The sequence below is a fragment of the Streptomyces sp. NPDC002499 genome (assembly GCF_053595415.1).
In genome coordinates, this window is sequence record NZ_JBSFXO010000006.1 from 447,660 (window position 1) to 466,836 (window position 19,177).

Genomic DNA, 19,177 nt, shown 5'->3' on the forward strand with positions numbered 1-19,177 from the left:
GGGCGCGCGGGGTCTTCGGACTCCGGGCCTGCCAGTCCTCCGGACTCCGGGCCCGCCGGTCCTCCGGGATCCGGGCACGTCAGGCCTTTGGGACCTGGGCGCGCGGGATCTCCGGACTCCGGGGCCGCCAGCCCTCCGGGACCCGGGCATGCCAAGCCTCCGGGACCTGGGCCCGCCAGTTTTTCGGAACCTGGGCACCCCAATCCTCTGGGACCTGTGCACACGGGATCCCCGGAATCCGAGCGCGCAGGGTCCCCGCGATCGGGGCACGCGCCCACCGCACCGCCGGCCCCGCACCCACACCCCCAGGCCGCCGCCACCCTCATCGGATCCGTCCAGCGGGCGATGCGACTCCTGGAATGCGTCGCGGACCACCCGCACGGAGCCCCCGCCAAGCAACTCGCCCGCGAGACCTTCCTCGCCCTCCCGACGGCGTATCACCTGCTGCGCACCCTCGTGCACGAGGGCTATCTGCGCCGGGACAAGGGGCTGTTCTTCCTCGGTGACGCGGCCGAGCGGCTGAGCAGCAGCGCGGCCCAGCAGAAACGTCGCAGCACGATCGTCGACGCGCTGGCCCACTGGCGGGACGCGATCGGCGTGCCCGTGTACTACGCCGTGTACCGGGACGGCGAGATCGAGGTCATGTGCGTCTCCGACACCCCGGGCAATCCGGCGGTCGAGGAGTGGGCCGACTTCCGCGAGACCGCGCACGCGCACGCGATCGGGCAGTGCCTGCTGTCCCAACTGGACGAGGACGCCCGCCGCGATCACCTCGGCCGCTACCCCGTGCAGTCGATCACCCCGTACACGGTGCGTGACGACCACACCCTGCTGAGGCGGCTCGAACGGACGCGGCGGATGGAACCGCTCGTCGAGCGGCAGGAGTACGCGCTGGGCACGGTCTGCGCGGCGGTCCCCATCACCGTGGGCACGACGGCGGCCACGATGGCCATTTCCCTGCCCTCGCACCAGGCCGGTCGGCTGGCGGCCGCGACACGGCAACTGCAGAGCGAGGTAGGGCGGTTGCTGGGGTCACTGGCGATCTCTATCAGTATCTGAAAACTCACTCCTTGTGATCTGTCGCCTACTTTAAGCAAGATGCCAGCAGTGTCAGAGGGATCATTCCTGGCCAATCGGTGGCATATGACGGGGTAGTGACGGGGTAGGCGATGCGCGAGTCCGTACAGGCAGAGGTCATGATGAGCTTCCTCGTCTCCGAGGAGCTCTCCTTCCGTATCCCGGTGGAGCTGAGTTACGAATCCTGTGATCCCTATGCCGTGCGGCTGACCTTCCATCTGCCGGGCGACGCCCCGGTGACGTGGGCCTTCGGCCGCGAGCTGCTGATCGACGGGGTGGGCCGGCCGACCGGAGAAGGGGACGTACGGGTCTCGCCCGCCGACCCCGACTCCCTGGGCGAGCTGCTGATCCGGCTTCAGGTCGGCGGCGACCACGCGCTGTTCCGGTCGTCGACGGCGCCGGTCATCGCCTTCCTCGACCGCACCGACAAGCTGGTGCCGCTCGGCCAGGAGGGTGCGCTCGCCGACTTCGACGCCCATCTCGACGAGGCGCTGGACCGGATCCTGGCGGAGGAGCAGAGCGCGGGCTGATCGGTGACTCGGTGTCAGCGTGTCTCGGTGTCAGGGTGCGCGGTGGGTGGGATGCGTTCGGACAGCCCAGCGCTGCGGGGTTGTGCAGTAACGCTTCTTCTCTGCCCGTCTGCCCGCCTGCCTGCTCCGGCCCGGCTTCGCCGCGAAGGCGTTTCTCGGCCACTCAGCGCTTGCGGCGCCGTCCGTGTCCCGTGCGGGTCTGGATGGGGGCGGTGTCGGTGGTCGCCGGATTCGGAGCCGAGGAGGGCACCGGACCCGTGGCAGGAGCCGTCACCGCGGCCTTCTCCGCCGTCGGGCGGTCCGCCGAGACCACCAGGGCCGCCAGCAGCGTGGTGACCGGCACCGAGGCGACCAGGCCGATCGAGCCGACCAGGGTCCGCACGATCTCCTCGGCCACCAACTCGCTGTTGGCGACCGCCCCGACGCTGCTCTGCGCGATCGAGAAGAGCAGCAGCAGCGGCAGCGCGGCGCCTGCGTAGGCGAGGACGAGGGTGTTGACCACGGACGCGATGTGGTCGCGGCCGATACGGATGCCCGCCCGGTACAGCCCGCGCCAGCCCATCGAGGGGTTGGCCTCGTGCAGCTCCCAGACCGCGGAGGTCTGGGTGACCGTCACGTCGTCGAGGACACCGAGCGAGCCGATGATGACGCCCGCGAGCAGCAGACCGCTCATGTCGATCGACGGATACAGGCCATGGATCAGACCCGTGTTGTCATCGGTGTTGCCGGTGAGCGCGGCCCAGCCGATGAACTGCGAGCCCAGGACGCCGATCAGCACCAGTGAGATCAGCGTGCCCAGCACCGCCACGGATGTTCGGGCGGACAGACCGTGGCACATGTACAGGGCGATCAGCATGATGGCGCTGGACCCGATCACCGCCACGAGCAGCGGGTTCGAGCCCTGGAGGATCGCGGGCAGGATGAAGAAGTTCAGGATCATGAAGCTGATCGCCAGGGCGACCAGGGCCATGATGCCGCGCAGTCGGCCCACCACCACGACGGCGAGCGCGAAGATGCCGGCGAGCACGCCCATCGGGATCCGGCGGTTGACGTCGGTGACCGAGTACTGGAGGTCCTTGGGCGCCGAGGGCTCGTAGGCGACGACGACCTTCTCGCCCTTGTGCAACTGGCGTGACTGGTCCGGCTGCACGATCTCGGTGAACGTACGGCCCTTGTCCTTGCCGGTGTCGATGCGGATGGTCGCCTTCTTGCAGGTGCCGTTCTCCTCCTGCTGGGCGGAGCTGCCCTCGGCGGTGGAGGTGTCGCCGGTCGACGAACCGGACGAGGCGTTCACCGACTTGCAGCTCAGGCTCTGCATCTTGGTGACCGTCGCCTGCTGGGTCTGCCGGTCGAAGCCGACGCCGGTGCGCTCGTGCGCGGGGGCGCCGCCGGGCCACAGCACCACGAGCCCGACCACCACGGCCGCGGTGAACGGGATCAGGATCGCGGCGATGACCTTGCGCAGGTGCTTGGAGACGGGGGCCGCGGGGCCGTGGCTGTGACTGTGTCCGTGACCACCGCCGGAGCCGGATCCGGAGCCGGGCCCGTGCCCATCGCCGGGATTGGGCCCGTGCCCGTGTCCATCACCTGAACCCTGGCCGTGACTGTGGTCGTGGCCGTCCCCGGCGCCATGCCCGTGGCCGTGCCCTTGGCCGTGCCCGCCGTCCGGGTGAGGTCTCTGCTCGCGGCCGTCTCCCGAGGAGGGCCGCTGACCGCGCCCACCACCCGAGTTGGGCCCCTGACCAGGCCTCCCGCCGAAGTCGCCGCCGGTGCCTTCACTGAAGCCGCCACCGGAATTGCCGTCGAAACCACCACCGTATCCACGGCCGTTGGTGCCCTCGCTGTACCCCCGCCCGGGGCCACCGCCGGGGCCATGACCGGGGCCCGGGCCGCGGCGCGGGTCCGGTGGCGGGTATGGAGGCTGATTCGTGGTGGTCACCGCCCGATCATCGCAAGAACGAAAGAGGCCCTCTGTTCACCGCGCCCGAATTGACGCTAGCGTGGAGGCACCTTTGCACACGCGGGAGCTCGGAGCACCGGGCTGAGAGGGCGCTGACCTTCGTCCCAGCGATGTTTCACGTGGAACGTCAGTCGACGGAAATCGAGTCGAGTGATGTTTCACACGAAGCGTCGACAGACGGAAGCCGCTGCGTCGACCGCTGAACCTGTTACCGGGTAATGCCGGCGTAGGGAGTAGGTCTCATGACCATCAAGGACGCAAGCACGCCTGTCTCCAGCCAGGACGAACCGCCCGTTCAGGGCCAAAAGTCCACGGAGACCGGGAAGTCCATCGGCTGGCACAAGGGGTACGTCGAGGGCTCGCGCCCCGATCTGCGCGTGCCGGTCCGTCAGGTGCACCTCACCAACGGGCAGTCGGTCACCCTGTACGACACCTCCGGCCCGTACACCGATCCGCTCGTCGACACCGACGTGCGCCGCGGACTGGCGCCACTGCGGGAGAACTGGGTCATCGCCCGCGGCGACACCGAGGAGTACGCGGGTCGTCCCGTCCGTCCCGAGGACGACGGGATCAAGCACACCTCCCCGCGGGGCGGTCTGCGCAACCTCGACGCGGTCTTCCCCGGGCGACCGCGCCAGCCGCGCCGCAGCCGGGACGGCAGCGCGGTCACCCAGCTCGCCTACGCGCGACGGGGCGAGATCACACCCGAGATGGAGTACGTGGCCATCCGGGAGAAGGTCGAGCCCGAGGTGGTCCGCGAGGAGATCGCGGCGGGCCGCGCGGTGCTGCCGGCCAACGTCAACCACCCGGAGATCGAGCCGATGATCATCGGCAAGCGGTTCCTGGTGAAGGTCAACGCCAACATCGGCAATTCGGCGGTCACTTCCTCGATCGAGGAGGAGGTCGAGAAGATGACCTGGGCGACCCGCTGGGGCGCCGACACGGTCATGGACCTGTCCACCGGCCGCAACATCCACACCACCCGCGAGTGGGTGCTGCGCAACTCCCCCGTCCCCATCGGCACGGTGCCGCTCTACCAGGCGCTGGAGAAGGTCGACGGCCGGGCCGAGGAGCTGACCTGGGAGATCTACAAGGACACGGTCGTCGAGCAGGCCGAGCAGGGCGTGGACTACATGACGGTCCACGCGGGCGTGCGCCTCCCGTACGTCCCGCTGACCGCCAACCGCAAGACCGGCATCGTCTCGCGCGGCGGCTCGATCATGGCCGCGTGGTGCCTGGCGCACCACAAGGAGTCGTTCCTCTACGAGAACTTCGAGGAACTGTGCGAGATCCTCGCCGCCTACGACGTCACGTACTCGCTGGGCGACGGCCTGCGGCCCGGCTCGATCGCGGACGCCAACGACGAGGCGCAGTTCGCCGAGTTGAGGACGCTCGGGGAACTCAACACGATCGCGAAGCGTTTCAACGTACAGACCATGATCGAGGGCCCGGGACATGTCCCGATGCACAAGATCAAGGAGAACATCGACCTTCAGCAGGAGATCTGCGATGAAGCTCCGTTCTATACGCTCGGCCCGCTGACCACGGACGTCGCGCCCGCGTACGACCACATCACCTCCGGTATCGGTGCGGCGATGATCGCCTGGTGGGGGACGGCGATGCTCTGCTACGTCACGCCCAAGGAGCATCTCGGTCTGCCCAACCGTGACGACGTCAAGACCGGCGTCATCACCTACAAGATCGCCGCCCATGCCGCCGACGTCGCCAAGGGACACCCCGGCGCGCAGGACTGGGACGACGCGCTGTCCGACGCCCGCTTCGAGTTCCGGTGGGAGGACCAGTTCAACCTCGCCCTGGACCCGGTCACCGCGCGGGAGTTCCACGACGAGACGCTGCCGGCGGAGCCTGCCAAGACGGCCCACTTCTGCTCGATGTGCGGGCCGAAGTTCTGCTCGATGAAGATCTCCCAGGACATCCGCCGCGAACACGGCGGGACCAGGGCGGAGGTCGAGGAGGGCATGGCCCAGAAGTCGAAGGAGTTCGCGGCGGCGGGCAACCGGGTCTACCTGCCGATCGCCGACTGAGGCTCAGGGCTGAGGAGTCAGGGCTGAAGGTTCAAGGCTGAGCCCTGACGGCCACAGGGTGACGAGGGGGCGGACCGCGTGGGCTGCCCCCTCGTCACCGGCACCACCGCAGCGGTATCCGACCGCCCATCGGGCTGTCGGTCATTCGGCCGACACCGGATCGGACCCGCGCTCCTACGCTGAACCGCGTGGACTGGAAACGCCTGCTCAACCCGGCCGCCGGTCGGCTGCTCAAGGTCAGCAGCCTGATCGCGTTCGTGCTCACCTGGACCGCGGACCTCGCCCTGCTCAGCAGGAGCGCCGATCCCTACGGATCGCCCACCACCTGGCTGCCCGTGTACGTCACCGGTCCGCTGGTCGGGCTGCTCGCCCTCGGCCTGCCGCGCTCGGCAGGCCTGGTCAGGCGCGTCGCCGCCGCGGTGGCGATCTCTCTCGCGATGACCGTCTGGACCATGATCGAACCCTCCGACCTGGGGTGGTGGGGGACGCTGGAGACAGCCGGGTTGCTCGTCCTCGTCGTGCACACCACGGGGCACTCCTGGCGGCCGGGAATCGCGACCGCGTACACCCTCACCGTGATCGTCGCGATCCTCGCGGTGCCGCTGCGCAGCGGGTCATGGGAGGTGTTCGTCGCCGGCGGCTATGTCCTGACCATCGCCCTGGCGATCTGCGTCGTCGTGGGCTGTGCCATCCGTTCCCTGGAGGTCCGCAGGGAACGCGCCGTGCACGACGTACGCCAGACCGAACGCCTGGCCCTGGCCCGCGATCTGCACGACCTGATCGCCCATCACATGACCGGCATCATCGTCCAGGCCAACGCGGCGCTGACCATCAGGGCCACCGCCCCCGCCAAGGTGGAGCCCATCCTGCGCGAGATAGCCCGGTCGGGGACGGAGACCCTGGAGTCGATGCGCCGCCTGGTACGCGTCCTGCGCGAGGACAACCACGCCGCCCTGCGCCCCGGCGACCTGCTCACCGAACTCGCCGACCTGGTCTCCGCCCACTCCACCGCCGCCGGCGAGGGCACACCGGCCCGGCTGGAGGTCACGGCGGCGGCCCGCACCGCCCGCCTGAGCCCCGAGGTCGAACTCTCGGTGCAGCGGCTGGTCCAGGAGGCCCTCACCAACGTCCGCCGCCACGCCCCCGGCGCCCGCACGGCCGTCCACCTGAACGCCGACCCCGCCTGGCTGGAGGTGACGGTCACCAACACCGCCCCCGGTCACCGGGCCGCCGTACCCGCCGGAGGCCGCGGCGGCTTCGGACTGCTGGGTCTGCGCGAACGCGTCGAGGCACTCGACGGCACGCTCACCACCGGCGCCCTCCCCCACGGCGGCTGGCAGGTCCAGGCCGCCTTCCCCCTGGCCGTGCCCGCCGCCGACACCCTCCGGGCCGACCGGCTCAGGCGCTGACAGCCGGCGTCACCGGGGCCGGTGCACCGCGCCGTGCTCCCAGGCCCACGCGGCGACCTCCACCCGGTTGCGGGCGTCGAGCTTGGCCTGAATGCGCGCCAGATACGTCTTCACCGTCGACAGCGACAGGAACAGCTCGTCGCAGATCTCCTGGTTCGTCCGCCCCACCGCGACCAGCCGCACGATGTCCAGCTCACGCCCACTGAGCCCACCGACCCCCGCGTCCCCCGACGCCGAGCCGCGCTCGTTCTCCTCCAGCCGCCGCAGCAGCCGCACCGTCACCGCCGGCGACACCAGCGCGTCCCCCCGGGCCGCCGCCTGCACCGCCTCCACCAGCAACCCCGGTGAGGCGTCCTTCAGCAGAAACCCGCACGCGCCGTTCCGCAGCCCGGTCCGTACGTAGTCGTCCTGGTCGAAGGTGGTGATCAGGACGACGTTCAGCGGATCGACCACTCCCGGCCCCGCCAACTGCCGCACCACGTCCAGGCCGTCCAGGCGCGGCATGCGGATGTCGGTCAGCACGACGTCCGGGCGCAGCCTGCGGGCCAGTTCGACGCACTCCACGCCGTCGGCCGCCTCGCCGACGACGTCGATGTCCGGCTGCGCCCCCAGGATCAGACTGAATCCGGTGCGCACCAGCTGCTGGTCGTCGGCGATCACCACAGTGATCCGTGTATCGGCCACTGCCCGTTCCTACCACGGCGTGAGCGACGGCCACGTCGACCGTGCCCACGGTTCTCACGCACGGTTGTCGGTCATTCGGCCGACAGAACGAGTGTTCGGCTTGCGCTCCCCCGAAGGGGTCTGTCGAGGCGGAGGGCGCAAGCCGAGGGTTACTCCGGCTGGTGGTCCGGGCCTCCGAAGTCCGGGCTGGTGTAGTCCGGGCTCGTGAAGCTCGGGCGTGGGCCGGCGGCCGGGCCGTCGTCCGGGCTGGTGAAGCCCGGGCGGTCGTAGCCGAGGTGCGGGATGCGGCCGGTCGGTGCCGACGGTGCCGTGGGGTGCAGGGCCACGGCGGTGCCGGGATCGGCCAGCGCGTCTCGCAGGAAGGGCAGGATGCCGCGCTCCAGGAGGGCCTCGCGCCAGGCTTCCCTGGCTCGGGTCACCTCCTCGCCGAGTTCGCCGTAGAGGCCGGTCTCGAGCGAGGGCCTGTTGCGCAGTGCGGTGAGCAGCAGCCCGACGGCGGCGACGAGGATCGCGGCCGCGGTCATGGCGCCGAACACCCATCCGGCGGTGAGCATGGTCTGGGCGAAGGCCGGTTCGGGGGTGAGCATCTTGAGGATGTAGCCCACGAGCAGGAAGATCGCCGCGGCCGTGCCGGCGAGGACGGGGGTGAGGACCGCGGCGACGGCGACGGCGCCCGCCCCTTCGGCTGCCTCCCCCAGGGTGGTGGCGAGCCCCATCGCACCCACGCCCGACTCGGCCGAGCCGGTCTCGCGGGTGGACGACGGGGTGGACGACGCCGGCTGGCGCAGTTCCTCGCGGACCTTCACGTAGTGCTGGTACTCGGTCGCGGCGGCCACCGTGATGAGGGCGGTGGCGTTCAGCGCCATGGTGCGCAGCTGTTCGGGGTTCAGCCGCTGTCCGACAGCGGCCAGTTCCGGGCGGGTAGGGGCGGAGCGCAGCGCCTCGTCGAGGATCCGCTCGTACTCTTGGCGGTCCTCGCTGTGCAGGTGCTGCGGAACGCTGTTCATGTGCATCCCCCGATGCTCCGTAGGGCTTGGGGCTCGCATGCCAACGAGCCGTCGGGCAGAAACGGAGGGGAGCCTGCTACGGATAAGCCGATGGTAGAGCGGCGACGGCACAGGGTGACAGGGGGTTTCCAGAAATTGGGCCCTGGCCTGCGCTGTTCTTCGCGGTCGCGATGTGGGCGGCTGCCTGCCCTGTGAACGTCTAGTTTTCCAGCGGCAGTTGCTGGACCAGCAGTTTTCCGGCCATGGTCACGCCGCCGTCCATCGCGATGGCCAGTCCGTCGGCGTAGATGTGCGGTCCCTCGACCAACGGCCGGGGCTCCTCCTCGCTCTCCTCGGAGCCGACTTCGCCCAGCAGGTAGGGGATCGGGCTGTGGCCGTGCACGATGCGGGTGCCGCCGTACATGTCCAGCAGCGAGCGCACGGCGTCCGCGCCGCCCTCGTCGCGGAAGGAGAACCGCTTGGTGAACTTGCGGAACAGGTCCCAGCATTCGTCCGCGTCGTTGCGGGTGAGGGTCTCGCGGACGGTGTCGTTGACCGCCTCGATCGAGTCGCCGTAGTCGAGGTAGGCGGTGGTGTCCGAGTGGACGAGGAGATAGCCGTCCACCTCCTCGACGGCGTCGAGGCGGGCCATCCACTGCAGATGGTGGTCCTGGAGGCGGTCCATGTCGGTCTTCTGGCCGCCGTTGAGCAGCCAGGCCGCCTGGAAGGTGGCGGTGCCCGCGCCGGAGTTGACGGGGGTGTCGGAGAACCGCTTGGCGCCGAGCAGCAGCAACTCGTGGTTGCCCATGAGGGCCTTGCAGTAGCCGCCGGCCGCCGCCGCCTCGGCGGACAGCCGCATCACGAGGTCGATGACGCCGATGCCGTCGGGGCCGCGGTCGGTGAAGTCGCCGAGGAACCACAGCCGGGCGGTGCCCGCGCTCCAGTTGCCCGCGGAGTCGATCAGACCCCGCTCCTGGAGGGCGGCCAGCAGTTCGTCGAGGTAGCCGTGCACGTCACCGACGACGAAGAGCGGCCCCGCGGCGCCTTCCTCGCGGTCCGGGGCGGCCAGCAAGGCGGGGTCGACAGGCACCTGAAGCGTGTCACCGCGGTTGATGACGGGCAGGTCCCGCCGGGTCGGCGTGTACCCGTCGGGGTGGTCGGCCGCCTCCTCGACGGGTACGGCGACATCACCCGGGTGCGTGGTGTCGCCGTACGGACCGGTCTCGTGGACGTACGCCGGCACCCGGAAGTCGCGCAGCGTCGCCGCCCGCTCCGCCTCGGGTCCCTGACCGGCCCCCTGAGTCATCAGACCCCTCCACCATCACGCCGCATCTGAACCGCTTCGGACTGCCTGGTCGCAGCGGCCCGCGGTGTCGTGGGCCCATCATAGGAATGCCGATCGCGCCATGTGATGACCCAGGGGTGGTGAATCGGAGCAAGAGGCCGGTTCACCGCGGCTTTCGCCCCGATTGGGCAGGGCTTGGACCACCCCGGGTGACGGGCGACCTACCCCTTCTCGGGTGACCTCGGAGGGCTGACCGTCGTGCGCGGGGGACGCCGCTGGGACGAGGTGCGCACGATCAGCTCCGTCGGTATCACCTGCTCGACCGGTTGGTCCGATTCGACCCCCTCGATCGCGTCGATGAGGAGCTGCACCACGGCGGTGCCGATGCGACGAGGCTTCAGCGAGAGCGTGGTGACCGGCGGCTCGGTGTTGGCGTACACGGTGGACTCGCTGCAGCAGACCAGAAGCAGGTCGTCCGGTACGCGCAGTCCGTAGCGCCGGGCCGCGGCGAGCAGATCGGTGCCGTTGGGATCGAACAGGCCGTAGACGGCGTCGGGACGGTCCGGGCGGGCGAGCAGCCGGTCGGCGGCGACGGCGCCCGCGCACGGGTCGTGCGCCGGGTACTCCTCGTACACCGGGTCCTGGCCGACGCGTTCGCACCAGCGCAGGTACGCCGTGGTCGACAGCCGGGTGTAGGTGTCCGTGGTCGTGCCGGTCAGCAGACCGATGCGGCGGGCGCCGGCGTCGGCGAGGTGGTCGAGGATGCCGAGTACGGCGGCCTCGTGGTCGTTGTCGACCCACGCGGTGACCGGGAGCGAGCCGGCCGGGCGGCCGTCGGAGACGACCGGTAAACCCTGCCGGACCAGTTCGCTGACCACCGGGTCCTGGTCGGAGGGGTCGATGACGACCGTGCCGTCCAGGGCGACGTTCGACCACACGTCGTGGCGCGAGGTCGCAGGGAGGATCACCAGCGCGTAGCCGCGGGCGAGCGCGGCCGAGGTGGCGGCTCTGGCCATCTCCGCGAAGTAAGCGAACTCGGTGAAGGTGAAAGGTTCATCCCCGTATGTCGTCACGGTCAGGCCGATGAGACCCGACTTGCCGGTACGGAGCGTGCGGGCGGCGGCCGACGGGCGGTAGCCCAGCCGGTCGGCGACCTCGCGGACGTGGCGACGGGTGGCGTCCGGGAGCCTGCCCTTGCCGTTCAGGGCGTCGGAGACGGTCGTGATGGAGACTCCGGCGGCGGCGGCCACGTCTCTGATGCCCGCCCGGCCCGGCCTGCTCCCTCGACGTGAGGTTTCCGCGCGGCTCACCTGGTGCTTCCCTGCTGCTGTCATGGCGAGCCGATAGTAGGGCTCATGCGGTCGGGTAGGGCGGACGCATATGCACGCGTTGACAGGCACGTTTCTGCATGGTCATTTAGCGTCAACTACCTTTGAAACAAAGTCAGTTGAACGATCCAATGGCACTACGTGACTTGTCGGCACGCATGAGCCTGCCAACTCCCCGATGTCTCGAAGAGGTCTCAACTCACCTGCACGGGTGATGCGCGCCACGGCGTGAGCCACCGGTGCATAGATATATGTATTTGCGCCCCCCGATTCGTCATCCTTCGTGCCCTGATGCCCGTGATGCGGATGTGGCGGATGAGGTCTGATCAGGAAGAGCCTCGGCTGTACGCACCGGCGGCGAATCCTCATAAGGTGAGAAGTATTGGAAGCCGGTGGTGGCGACGGGTCCGCCGGTGGTCGCGAGGAGGACTGCGGTGAGCGAGACGAGCCCCAAGCTGCGCGCCGAGCTGGCGGGTATCCCCACCTACAAGCCGGGCAAGCCCGCGGCCGCCGGCGGGCCGGTGGCGTACAAGCTGTCCTCCAACGAGAACCCGTATCCGCCGCTGCCCGGTGTGCTGGAGAGCGTGACGGCCGCGGCCTCCTCCTTCAACCGCTACCCGGACATGGCCTGCACGGGTCTGATGAACGAGTTGTCGGACCGGTTCGGCGTCCCGCTGACCGACCTGGCCACCGGCACCGGCTCGGTCGGTGTCGCCCAGCAGCTGCTGCAGGCGACCGCGGGCCCCGGTGACGAGGTCATCTACGCCTGGCGGTCCTTCGAGGCGTACCCGATCATCACGCAGATCAGCGGTGCCACGGCGGTGCCGGTGCCGCTGACCCCGGGCGATGTGCACGACCTGGACGCGATGGCGGACGCGATCACCGAGCGGACCCGGCTGATCTTCGTCTGCAACCCCAACAACCCGACGGGCACGGTCGTACGGCGGGCCGAGCTGGAGCGGTTCCTGGACCGGGTGCCCGGTGACGTGCTCGTCGTCCTGGACGAGGCCTACCGCGAGTTCATCCGGGACATCGAGGTGCCGGACGGGGTGGAGCTGTACCGGCAGCGGCCCAACGTCTGCGTGCTGCGGACCTTCTCCAAGGCGTACGGGCTCGCCGGTCTGCGCGTCGGCTTCGCGATCGCCCATGAGCCGGTGGCGGCGGCGCTGCGCAAGACGGCGGTGCCCTTCGGCGTGAGCCAGCTCGCCCAGGACGCGGCGGTCGCCTCGCTGCGGGCCGAGGACGAACTGCTCGGCCGGGTCGGCTCGTTGGTCGGCGAGCGCCACCGCGTGGTCGAGACGCTGCGGGGCCAGGGCTGGACGGTGCCCGAGACCCAGGCCAACTTCGTGTGGCTGCGGCTGGGGGAGCGCACGCTCGACTTCGCGGCGGCCGCCGAGCAGCACGGGGTCGTGGTCCGGCCGTTCGCCGGCGAGGGCGCGCGGATCACGGTGGGGGAGACCGAGGCGAACGACATCTTCCTGAAGGTGGCGGAGGCGTTCCGCAAGGAGCTCTAGCCTCCGGCGGTGTCCGGAACCCCAGCCTCCCGTAGTGGTCCGCCGATGTGATGTGGGTCCCCTTTGCCCGTCAGGGGGCCCCACCCGCCCGGAGTCGAACTGTCATGCGTCATACTTGCTTGTGAATGTGAACGCGTTCACAAGCGTGTCCCATTGCTCCACTTTGTATGTGACAAAGGGGGCAAACTGCCGCTGTGACCACGGCGACATAAGGAGACTGACGACGTGGAATTGGCTCTGGCGCCGGAGACACTGGCGCGCTGGCAGTTCGGCATCACCACCGTCTACCACTTCCTCTTCGTCCCCCTGACGATCTCGCTCGCCGCGCTCACGGCCGGCCTGCAGACCGCCTGGGTGCGCACGGAGAAGGAGAAGTACCTCAGGGCGACGAAGTTCTGGGGCAAGCTCTTCCTGATCAACATCGCGATGGGTGTCGTCACCGGCATCGTGCAGGAGTTCCAGTTCGGTATGAACTGGTCCGACTACTCGCGCTTCGTCGGTGACATCTTCGGCGCCCCGCTCGCCTTCGAGGCGCTGATCGCCTTCTTCTTCGAGTCGACCTTCATCGGTCTGTGGATCTTCGGCTGGGACAAGCTGCCCAAGAAGATCCACCTGGCCTGCATCTGGATGGTCTCGATCGGCACGATCCTGTCGGCGTACTTCATCCTCGCCGCCAACTCGTGGATGCAGCACCCGGTGGGCTACAGGATCAACGAGGCCAAGGGGCGTGCCGAACTCACCGACTTCTGGCTCGTCCTGACCCAGAACACCGCGCTGGCCCAGGCCTTCCACACGCTCAGCGCGTCCTTCCTGACCGGTGGCGCGTTCATGGTCGGCATCGCCGCCTTCCACCTGTTCCGCAAGAAGCACATCTCCGTGATGAAGAGCTCGCTGCGGCTCGGCCTGATCACGGTCGCCATCGCCGGCCTGCTCACCGCGGTCAGCGGCGACACCCTCGGCAAGGTCATGTTCAAGCAGCAGCCGATGAAGATGGCCGCCGCCGAGGCGCTGTGGGACGGCCAGGACTCCGCGCCGTTCTCGATCTTCGCGTACGGCGACGTCAGCAAGGGCCACAACTCCGTCGAGCTGTCCGTCCCCGGGATACTGTCCTTCCTCGCCGACGACGACTTCACCTCCTACGTGCCCGGCATCAACGACACCAACAAGGCCGAGCAGGAGAAGTACGGTCCCGGCGACTACCGGCCCAACATCCCGGTCGCCTTCTGGGCGTTCCGCTGGATGATCGGCTTCGGCATGGCGTCCTTCGCCATCGGCCTGGTCGGACTCTGGCTGACCCGCAAGAAGTTCCTGCTGCCGCAACACCTGCGGGTCGCCGACGACGAGATCCCGAACCTGGTCCTCTTCCGCAACAAGGCCCTCAGCCCCAAGCTCGGCCGCCTGTACTGGCTCGTGGCCATCTGGACCCTCGGCTTCCCGCTGATCGCCAACTCCTGGGGCTGGATCTTCACCGAGACGGGCCGCCAGCCCTGGGTCGTCTATGGCGTCCTGCAGACCCGGCACGCGGTCTCCCCCGGGGTCTCCCAGTGGGAGGTCCTCACCTCGATGATCGTCTTCACCTCGCTCTACGCGATCCTCGCCGTCATCGAGGTCAAGCTGCTCGTGAAGTACGTCAAGGCCGGACCGCCCGAACTCACCGAGGCCGACCTCAACCCGCCCACGAAGATCGGCGGCGACACCCGTGACGCCGACAAGCCGATGGCCTTCTCGTACTAGGCCCAGGGAGATCGAGTCATGGAACTTCACGACGTCTGGTTCGTCCTCATCGCCGTCCTGTGGACCGGCTACTTCTTCCTGGAGGGCTTCGACTTCGGGGTCGGCATCCTCACCAAGCTGCTCGCCCGGAACCGCACCGAGAAGCGCGTGCTGATCAACACCATCGGGCCGGTCTGGGACGGCAACGAGGTGTGGCTGCTCACGGCCGGCGGCGCGACCTTCGCCGCCTTCCCCGAGTGGTACGCCACCCTGTTCTCCGGCTTCTACCTGCCCCTGCTGCTCATCCTGGTCTGCCTGATCGTGCGCGGAGTCGCCTTCGAGTACCGCGCCAAGCGGCCCGAGGAGAACTGGCAGCGCAACTGGGAGACCGCGATCTTCTGGACCTCGCTGCTCCCCGCCTTCCTGTGGGGCGTGGCCTTCGGCAACATCGTCCGGGGCGTGAAGATCGACAAGGACTTCGAGTACGTCGGCAACCTCGGCGACCTGCTCAACCCCTACGCCCTGCTCGGCGGGTTGGTGACGCTGACGCTGTTCACCTTCCACGGGGCGGTGTTCACGGGGCTCAAGACCGTGGGGGACATCCGGGAGCGGGCGCGGCGACTGGCCCTGAAGGTCGGCGTCCTGACTGCTGCCCTCGCGCTGGTCTTCCTGCTCTGGACGCAGGTCGACAACGGTGACGGCAAGAGCCTGGTCGCGCTCGTCGTGGCGGTGGTGGCGCTGCTCGCCGCGCTGGGGGCGACCGCGGCCGGGCGTGAGGGCTGGGCGTTCGCGCTGTCCGGCGTCACGATCGTGGCAGCCGTCGCGATGCTCTTCCTGTCGCTCTTCCCGAACGTCATGCCGTCCTCGCTCAACGCGGACTGGAGCCTCACGGTCACCAACGCCTCGTCGAGCCCGTACACCCTGAAGATCATGACCTGGTGCGCGGGGATCGCCACCCCGATCGTGCTGCTCTACCAGAGCTGGACCTACTGGGTGTTCCGTAAGCGGATCGGTACGCAGCACATCGCGGACGCCGCGCACTGAGTCCGAGGTGGGGCATGTTTCACGTGAAACATGCCCCTTGAGAAGAGGGTGTGTTTCACGTGAAACCGATCGACCCACGTCTGCTGCGATACGCCCGCGCCACCCGCGCGTTCATGACGGCGGTCGTCGGACTGGGCGCCGTCGGGGCGGCGTTGGTGATCGCCCAGGCGATGCTCATCGCCGAGATCGTGGTCGGTGCCTTCCAGCACGGGATGTCGGTCGCCGAACTCCGCACTCCCCTGCTGCTGTTGGCGGCCGTCGCCGCCGGCCGTGCCCTGGTCGCCTGGCTCACGGAACTCGCCGCGCACCGGGCCAGCGCGGCGGTGAAGTCGGAGCTGCGGGGGCGGCTGCTGGAGCGGTCCGTGGCACTGGGCCCGGGATGGCTGAGCGGGCAGCGGACCGGATCACTGGTCGCCCTCGCCACTCGCGGGGTCGACGCCCTCGACGACTACTTCTCGCGCTATCTCCCGCAGTTGGGCCTCGCGGTGGTCGTCCCGGTGGCGCTGCTGGCCCGGATCGTCACCGAGGACTGGGTCTCGGCGGCGATCATCGTCGGCACCCTCCCACTGATCCCCGTCTTCATGATCCTGATCGGCTGGGCCACGCAGTCCCGGATGGACCGTCAGTGGCGGCTGCTGTCCCGGCTGTCCGGGCACTTCCTGGACGTCGTCGCGGGACTGCCGACCCTCAAGGTCTTCGGACGGGCCAAGGCGCAGGCCGACTCGATCCGCCGCATCACCGGCGAGTACCGGCAGGCGACCATGCGCACCCTCCGCATCGCCTTCATCTCGTCCTTCGCGCTGGAACTGCTCGCGACCCTGTCGGTGGCGCTGGTCGCTGTGACGATCGGCATGCGGCTGGTCCACGGCGACATGGATCTCTACGTCGGTCTGGTCGTCCTCGTCCTCGCACCCGAGGCGTATCTGCCGTTGCGCCAGGTCGGCGCCCAGTACCACGCGGCGGCCGAGGGGCTGGCCGCGGCCGAGGAGATCTTCGCGGTGCTGGAGACACCGGTGCCGGACTCGGGGACGGAGTCCGTGCCGGCCGGGGGCATCACCTTCCAGGGGGTCACGGTCCGGTATCCCGGGCGGGCCGAGGACGCCGTCTCGGACGCGTCCTTCACCGTCGAGCCCGGGGAGACGGTCGCCCTCGTCGGACCGAGCGGCGCGGGCAAGACGACGCTGCTGAACGTGCTGCTGGGCTTCGTGCCCGCCACCGAGGGGCGGGTCCTGGTCGGCGGCACCGACCTCGCCGACCTCGACCCGGAGCAATGGCGGTCGCGGATCGCCTGGGTGCCGCAGCGCCCGCAGCTGTTCGCCGGCACGATCGCCGAGAACGTACGCCTCGCCCGTCCCGACGCCGACGAGGCCGCCGTGCGGCGGGCGTTGGCGGATGCCGGGGCGCTGGAGTTCGTGGACGCGCTGCCCGAGGGCGTCGACACCGCGCTCGGTGAGGACGGGTCGGGGCTGTCGGCCGGACAGCGGCAACGGCTCGCGCTGGCCCGGGCGTTCCTCGCGGACCGGCCCGTGCTCCTGCTCGACGAGCCGACGGCGGCGCTGGACGGGGCCACCGAGGCCGAGGTCGTGGCGGCGGTACGGCGGCTCGCGGTGGGGCGGACCGTGCTGCTGGTCGTGCACCGCCCGGCGCTCCTCGGCGTGGCCGACCGGGTGGTGCGGCTGGCGGCACCCGTGGCCGCCGCTCCCCTGGACGCCGGACCCAGGACCGCCGAGCCCCGGCCGATCGAGACCGCTGCCGGCAGCGACGAAGCCGACCTGGAGACGACCAGGCCGACCACCCGACCGACGACGGGCACCCGCCGTGTCCTCGCCCGCGTCCGTGCCATGTCCGGCCCCCGCCGTGGCCGTCTCCTGCTCGCCCTGCTGCTGGGAAGTCTCGCCACCGGCAGTGCCGTCGGGCTCATGGCGACCTCCGGCTGGCTGATCTCGCGGGCCTCGCAGCAGCCGCCGGTGCTGTATCTGATGGTGGCCGTGACGGCGACCAGGGCGTTCGGGATCGGCCGGGCCGTCTTCCGGTACGCCGAGCGGCTCGTGTCGCACGACGCCGTGCTGCGGATGCTCGCCGACACCCGGGTCGCCGTCTACCGGCGCCTGGAGCGGCTGGCGCCCGCCGGGCTGCGCCGCACCCGCCGTGGCGACCTGCTGTCGCGCCTTGTCGCCGACGTGGACGCCCTCCAGGACTACTGGCTGCGCTGGCTGTTGCCCGCCGGTGCCGCCGTCGCGGTGTCCGCCGCGTCCGTCGGCTTCACGGCCTGGCTGCTGCCGGAGGCCGGTGCCGTGCTCGCCGTCGGACTGCTCGCGGCCGGCGCCGGAGTCCCCCTGCTCACCGGCGCGGTCGCCCGGCGCGCCGAGCACCGGCTGGCCCCCGCCCGCGGAGCGCTGGCGACCCGGGTGACCGATCTGCTCACCGGCACTGCCGAGTTGACCGTCGCCGGCGCCCTGCCCGCACGTACCGCCGCGACCCGGCGGGCCGACGGCACCCTCACCCGTATCGCCTCACGCGCCGCGGCCGCCACCGCTCTCGGCGACGGACTCACCGCCCTGATCTCGGGCCTGACCGTCACCGCCACCGCCCTGGTCGGCGCCCAGGCCGTCGCCGACGGACGACTCGGCGGCGTCACGATGGCCGTGGTCGTCCTCACCCCGCTCGCCGCCTTCGAGGCCGTCCTCGGCCTCCCACTCGCCGTCCGCTACCGGCAACGCGTGCACCGCAGCGCGGAGCGCGTGTACGAGGTCCTCGACGCCCCCGAGCCGGTACGGGAGCCGGAGCGGCCCCGGCAGGCGCCCGCCTCACCGTTCCCGGTCGCCCTCAAGGGCCTGGCCGCCCGGCACGACGGACAGGACCGGGACGCCCTCGCAGGCCTCGACCTGACCCTCGACGAGGGGCGCCGGATCGCCGTGGTCGGACCGTCCGGCTCCGGCAAGACGACACTCGCCCAGGTGCTGCTGCGGTTCCTGGACCCGGAGGCCGGCTCGTACACGCTGGCCGGCGTGGACGCGTACGCCCTCGACGGCGACGACGTACGACGGCTGGTGGGACTGTGCGCGCAGGACGCGCACCTCTTCGACAGTTCGGTGCGCGAGAACCTGCTGCTGGCCAGGAAGGACGCCACCGAGGACGAGCTGCGGGACGCCCTGCGGCGGGCCCGGCTCCTCGACTGGGCCGACGGCCTGCCCGACGGGCTCGACACGCTGGTCGGCGAGCACGGGGCCCGGCTGTCGGGCGGCCAGCGGCAGCGGCTGGCGCTGGCCCGCGCGCTGCTCGCCGACTTCCCCGTCCTCGTGCTCGACGAGCCCGCCGAACACCTCGACCTGCCCACCGCCGACGCCCTCACCGCCGACCTGCTGGCCGCCACCGAGGGCCGTACGACTCTCCTCATCACCCACCGTCTCGCCGGACTGGAAGCCGTGGACGAGGTCGTCGTCCTGGGTGAGGGACGGGTCGTACAACGCGGGACCTACGGGGAACTGGCCGCGGCGGAGGGGCCGTTGCGGGCGATGGCGGAACGGGAGGCGGAGACGGAGCTGTTGGTGGGGGCCGGATAGCGGTCTGCCGGGGGCTCGGCTCGACTTTCCGTAACAAAC

General features: G+C 70.2%; 13 protein-coding genes. 8 read left to right on the forward strand and 5 right to left on the reverse strand.

What is annotated here, in order from left to right; genetic code table 11:
• The first annotated feature begins 324 nt into the window (after positions 1-324).
• Entirely contained in the window at positions 325-1,059 is a 735-nt protein-coding gene (locus ACWD5F_RS19210) for an IclR family transcriptional regulator (protein WP_451255984.1), read from the forward strand.
• Between the two features lie 110 nt (positions 1,060-1,169).
• A complete protein-coding gene (locus tag ACWD5F_RS19215) occupies positions 1,170-1,607 on the forward strand; it encodes an SsgA family sporulation/cell division regulator (RefSeq protein ID WP_451255723.1) in 438 nt (145 codons plus the stop codon).
• Between the two features lie 163 nt (positions 1,608-1,770).
• On the opposite strand, the gene ACWD5F_RS19220 is transcribed toward ACWD5F_RS19215, so the two are convergent.
• Positions 1,771-3,546: a YibE/F family protein gene (locus tag ACWD5F_RS19220; protein ID WP_451255725.1), complete on the reverse strand. Its 1,776-nt coding sequence runs from the start codon at positions 3,544-3,546 to the stop codon at positions 1,771-1,773.
• Between the two features lie 263 nt (positions 3,547-3,809).
• Here ACWD5F_RS19220 and thiC point away from each other — a divergent pair, with 263 nt between their 5' ends.
• Positions 3,810-5,612 carry a phosphomethylpyrimidine synthase ThiC gene (thiC, locus tag ACWD5F_RS19225; protein ID WP_451255727.1) on the forward strand — a complete coding sequence of 601 codons (1,803 nt, stop codon included), beginning with the start codon at positions 3,810-3,812 and terminating at the stop codon, positions 5,610-5,612.
• Positions 5,613-5,800: 188 nt separating this feature from the next.
• Complete coding sequence (locus ACWD5F_RS19230) at positions 5,801-7,021, forward strand: sensor histidine kinase (protein WP_451255729.1); 1,221 nt, start codon at positions 5,801-5,803, stop codon at positions 7,019-7,021.
• A gap of 9 nt (positions 7,022-7,030) precedes the next feature.
• Here ACWD5F_RS19230 and ACWD5F_RS19235 read toward each other — a convergent pair whose 3' ends face one another.
• The 4 genes from ACWD5F_RS19235 to ACWD5F_RS19250 form a co-directional block, all read right to left on the reverse strand.
• Complete coding sequence (locus ACWD5F_RS19235; RefSeq protein ID WP_451255731.1) at positions 7,031-7,705, reverse strand: response regulator; 675 nt, start codon at positions 7,703-7,705, stop codon at positions 7,031-7,033.
• A 149-nt stretch (positions 7,706-7,854) separates the two neighbouring features.
• Positions 7,855-8,718 carry a hypothetical protein gene (locus ACWD5F_RS19240; RefSeq protein ID WP_401720110.1) on the reverse strand — a complete coding sequence of 288 codons (864 nt, stop codon included), beginning with the start codon at positions 8,716-8,718 and terminating at the stop codon, positions 7,855-7,857.
• 193 nt (positions 8,719-8,911) lie between these two features.
• The gene (locus tag ACWD5F_RS19245; protein ID WP_401720107.1) at positions 8,912-9,997 is read right to left on the reverse strand and encodes a metallophosphoesterase; all 1,086 of its coding nucleotides are present in this window, start codon (positions 9,995-9,997) and stop codon (positions 8,912-8,914) included.
• Positions 9,998-10,197: 200 nt separating this feature from the next.
• A complete protein-coding gene (locus ACWD5F_RS19250; RefSeq protein ID WP_123999019.1) occupies positions 10,198-11,310 on the reverse strand; it encodes a LacI family DNA-binding transcriptional regulator in 1,113 nt (370 codons plus the stop codon).
• 428 nt (positions 11,311-11,738) lie between these two features.
• Between ACWD5F_RS19250 and hisC the strand changes: the two genes are divergently transcribed.
• The 4 genes from hisC to cydD all read left to right on the forward strand — a co-directional run bounded on the left by hisC (position 11,739) and on the right by cydD (position 19,138).
• Positions 11,739-12,818 carry a histidinol-phosphate transaminase gene (hisC, locus tag ACWD5F_RS19255; RefSeq protein WP_451255734.1) on the forward strand — a complete coding sequence of 360 codons (1,080 nt, stop codon included), beginning with the start codon at positions 11,739-11,741 and terminating at the stop codon, positions 12,816-12,818.
• 225 nt (positions 12,819-13,043) lie between these two features.
• Positions 13,044-14,552, forward strand: coding sequence for a cytochrome ubiquinol oxidase subunit I (locus ACWD5F_RS19260; protein ID WP_451255736.1), 1,509 nt, complete (start codon positions 13,044-13,046; stop codon positions 14,550-14,552).
• 18 nt (positions 14,553-14,570) lie between these two features.
• Entirely contained in the window at positions 14,571-15,575 is a 1,005-nt protein-coding gene (cydB, locus tag ACWD5F_RS19265; protein WP_451255737.1) for a cytochrome d ubiquinol oxidase subunit II, read from the forward strand.
• Between the two features lie 59 nt (positions 15,576-15,634).
• Complete coding sequence (gene cydD / locus ACWD5F_RS19270; protein WP_451255738.1) at positions 15,635-19,138, forward strand: thiol reductant ABC exporter subunit CydD; 3,504 nt, start codon at positions 15,635-15,637, stop codon at positions 19,136-19,138.
• Positions 19,139-19,177 lie beyond the last annotated feature (39 nt).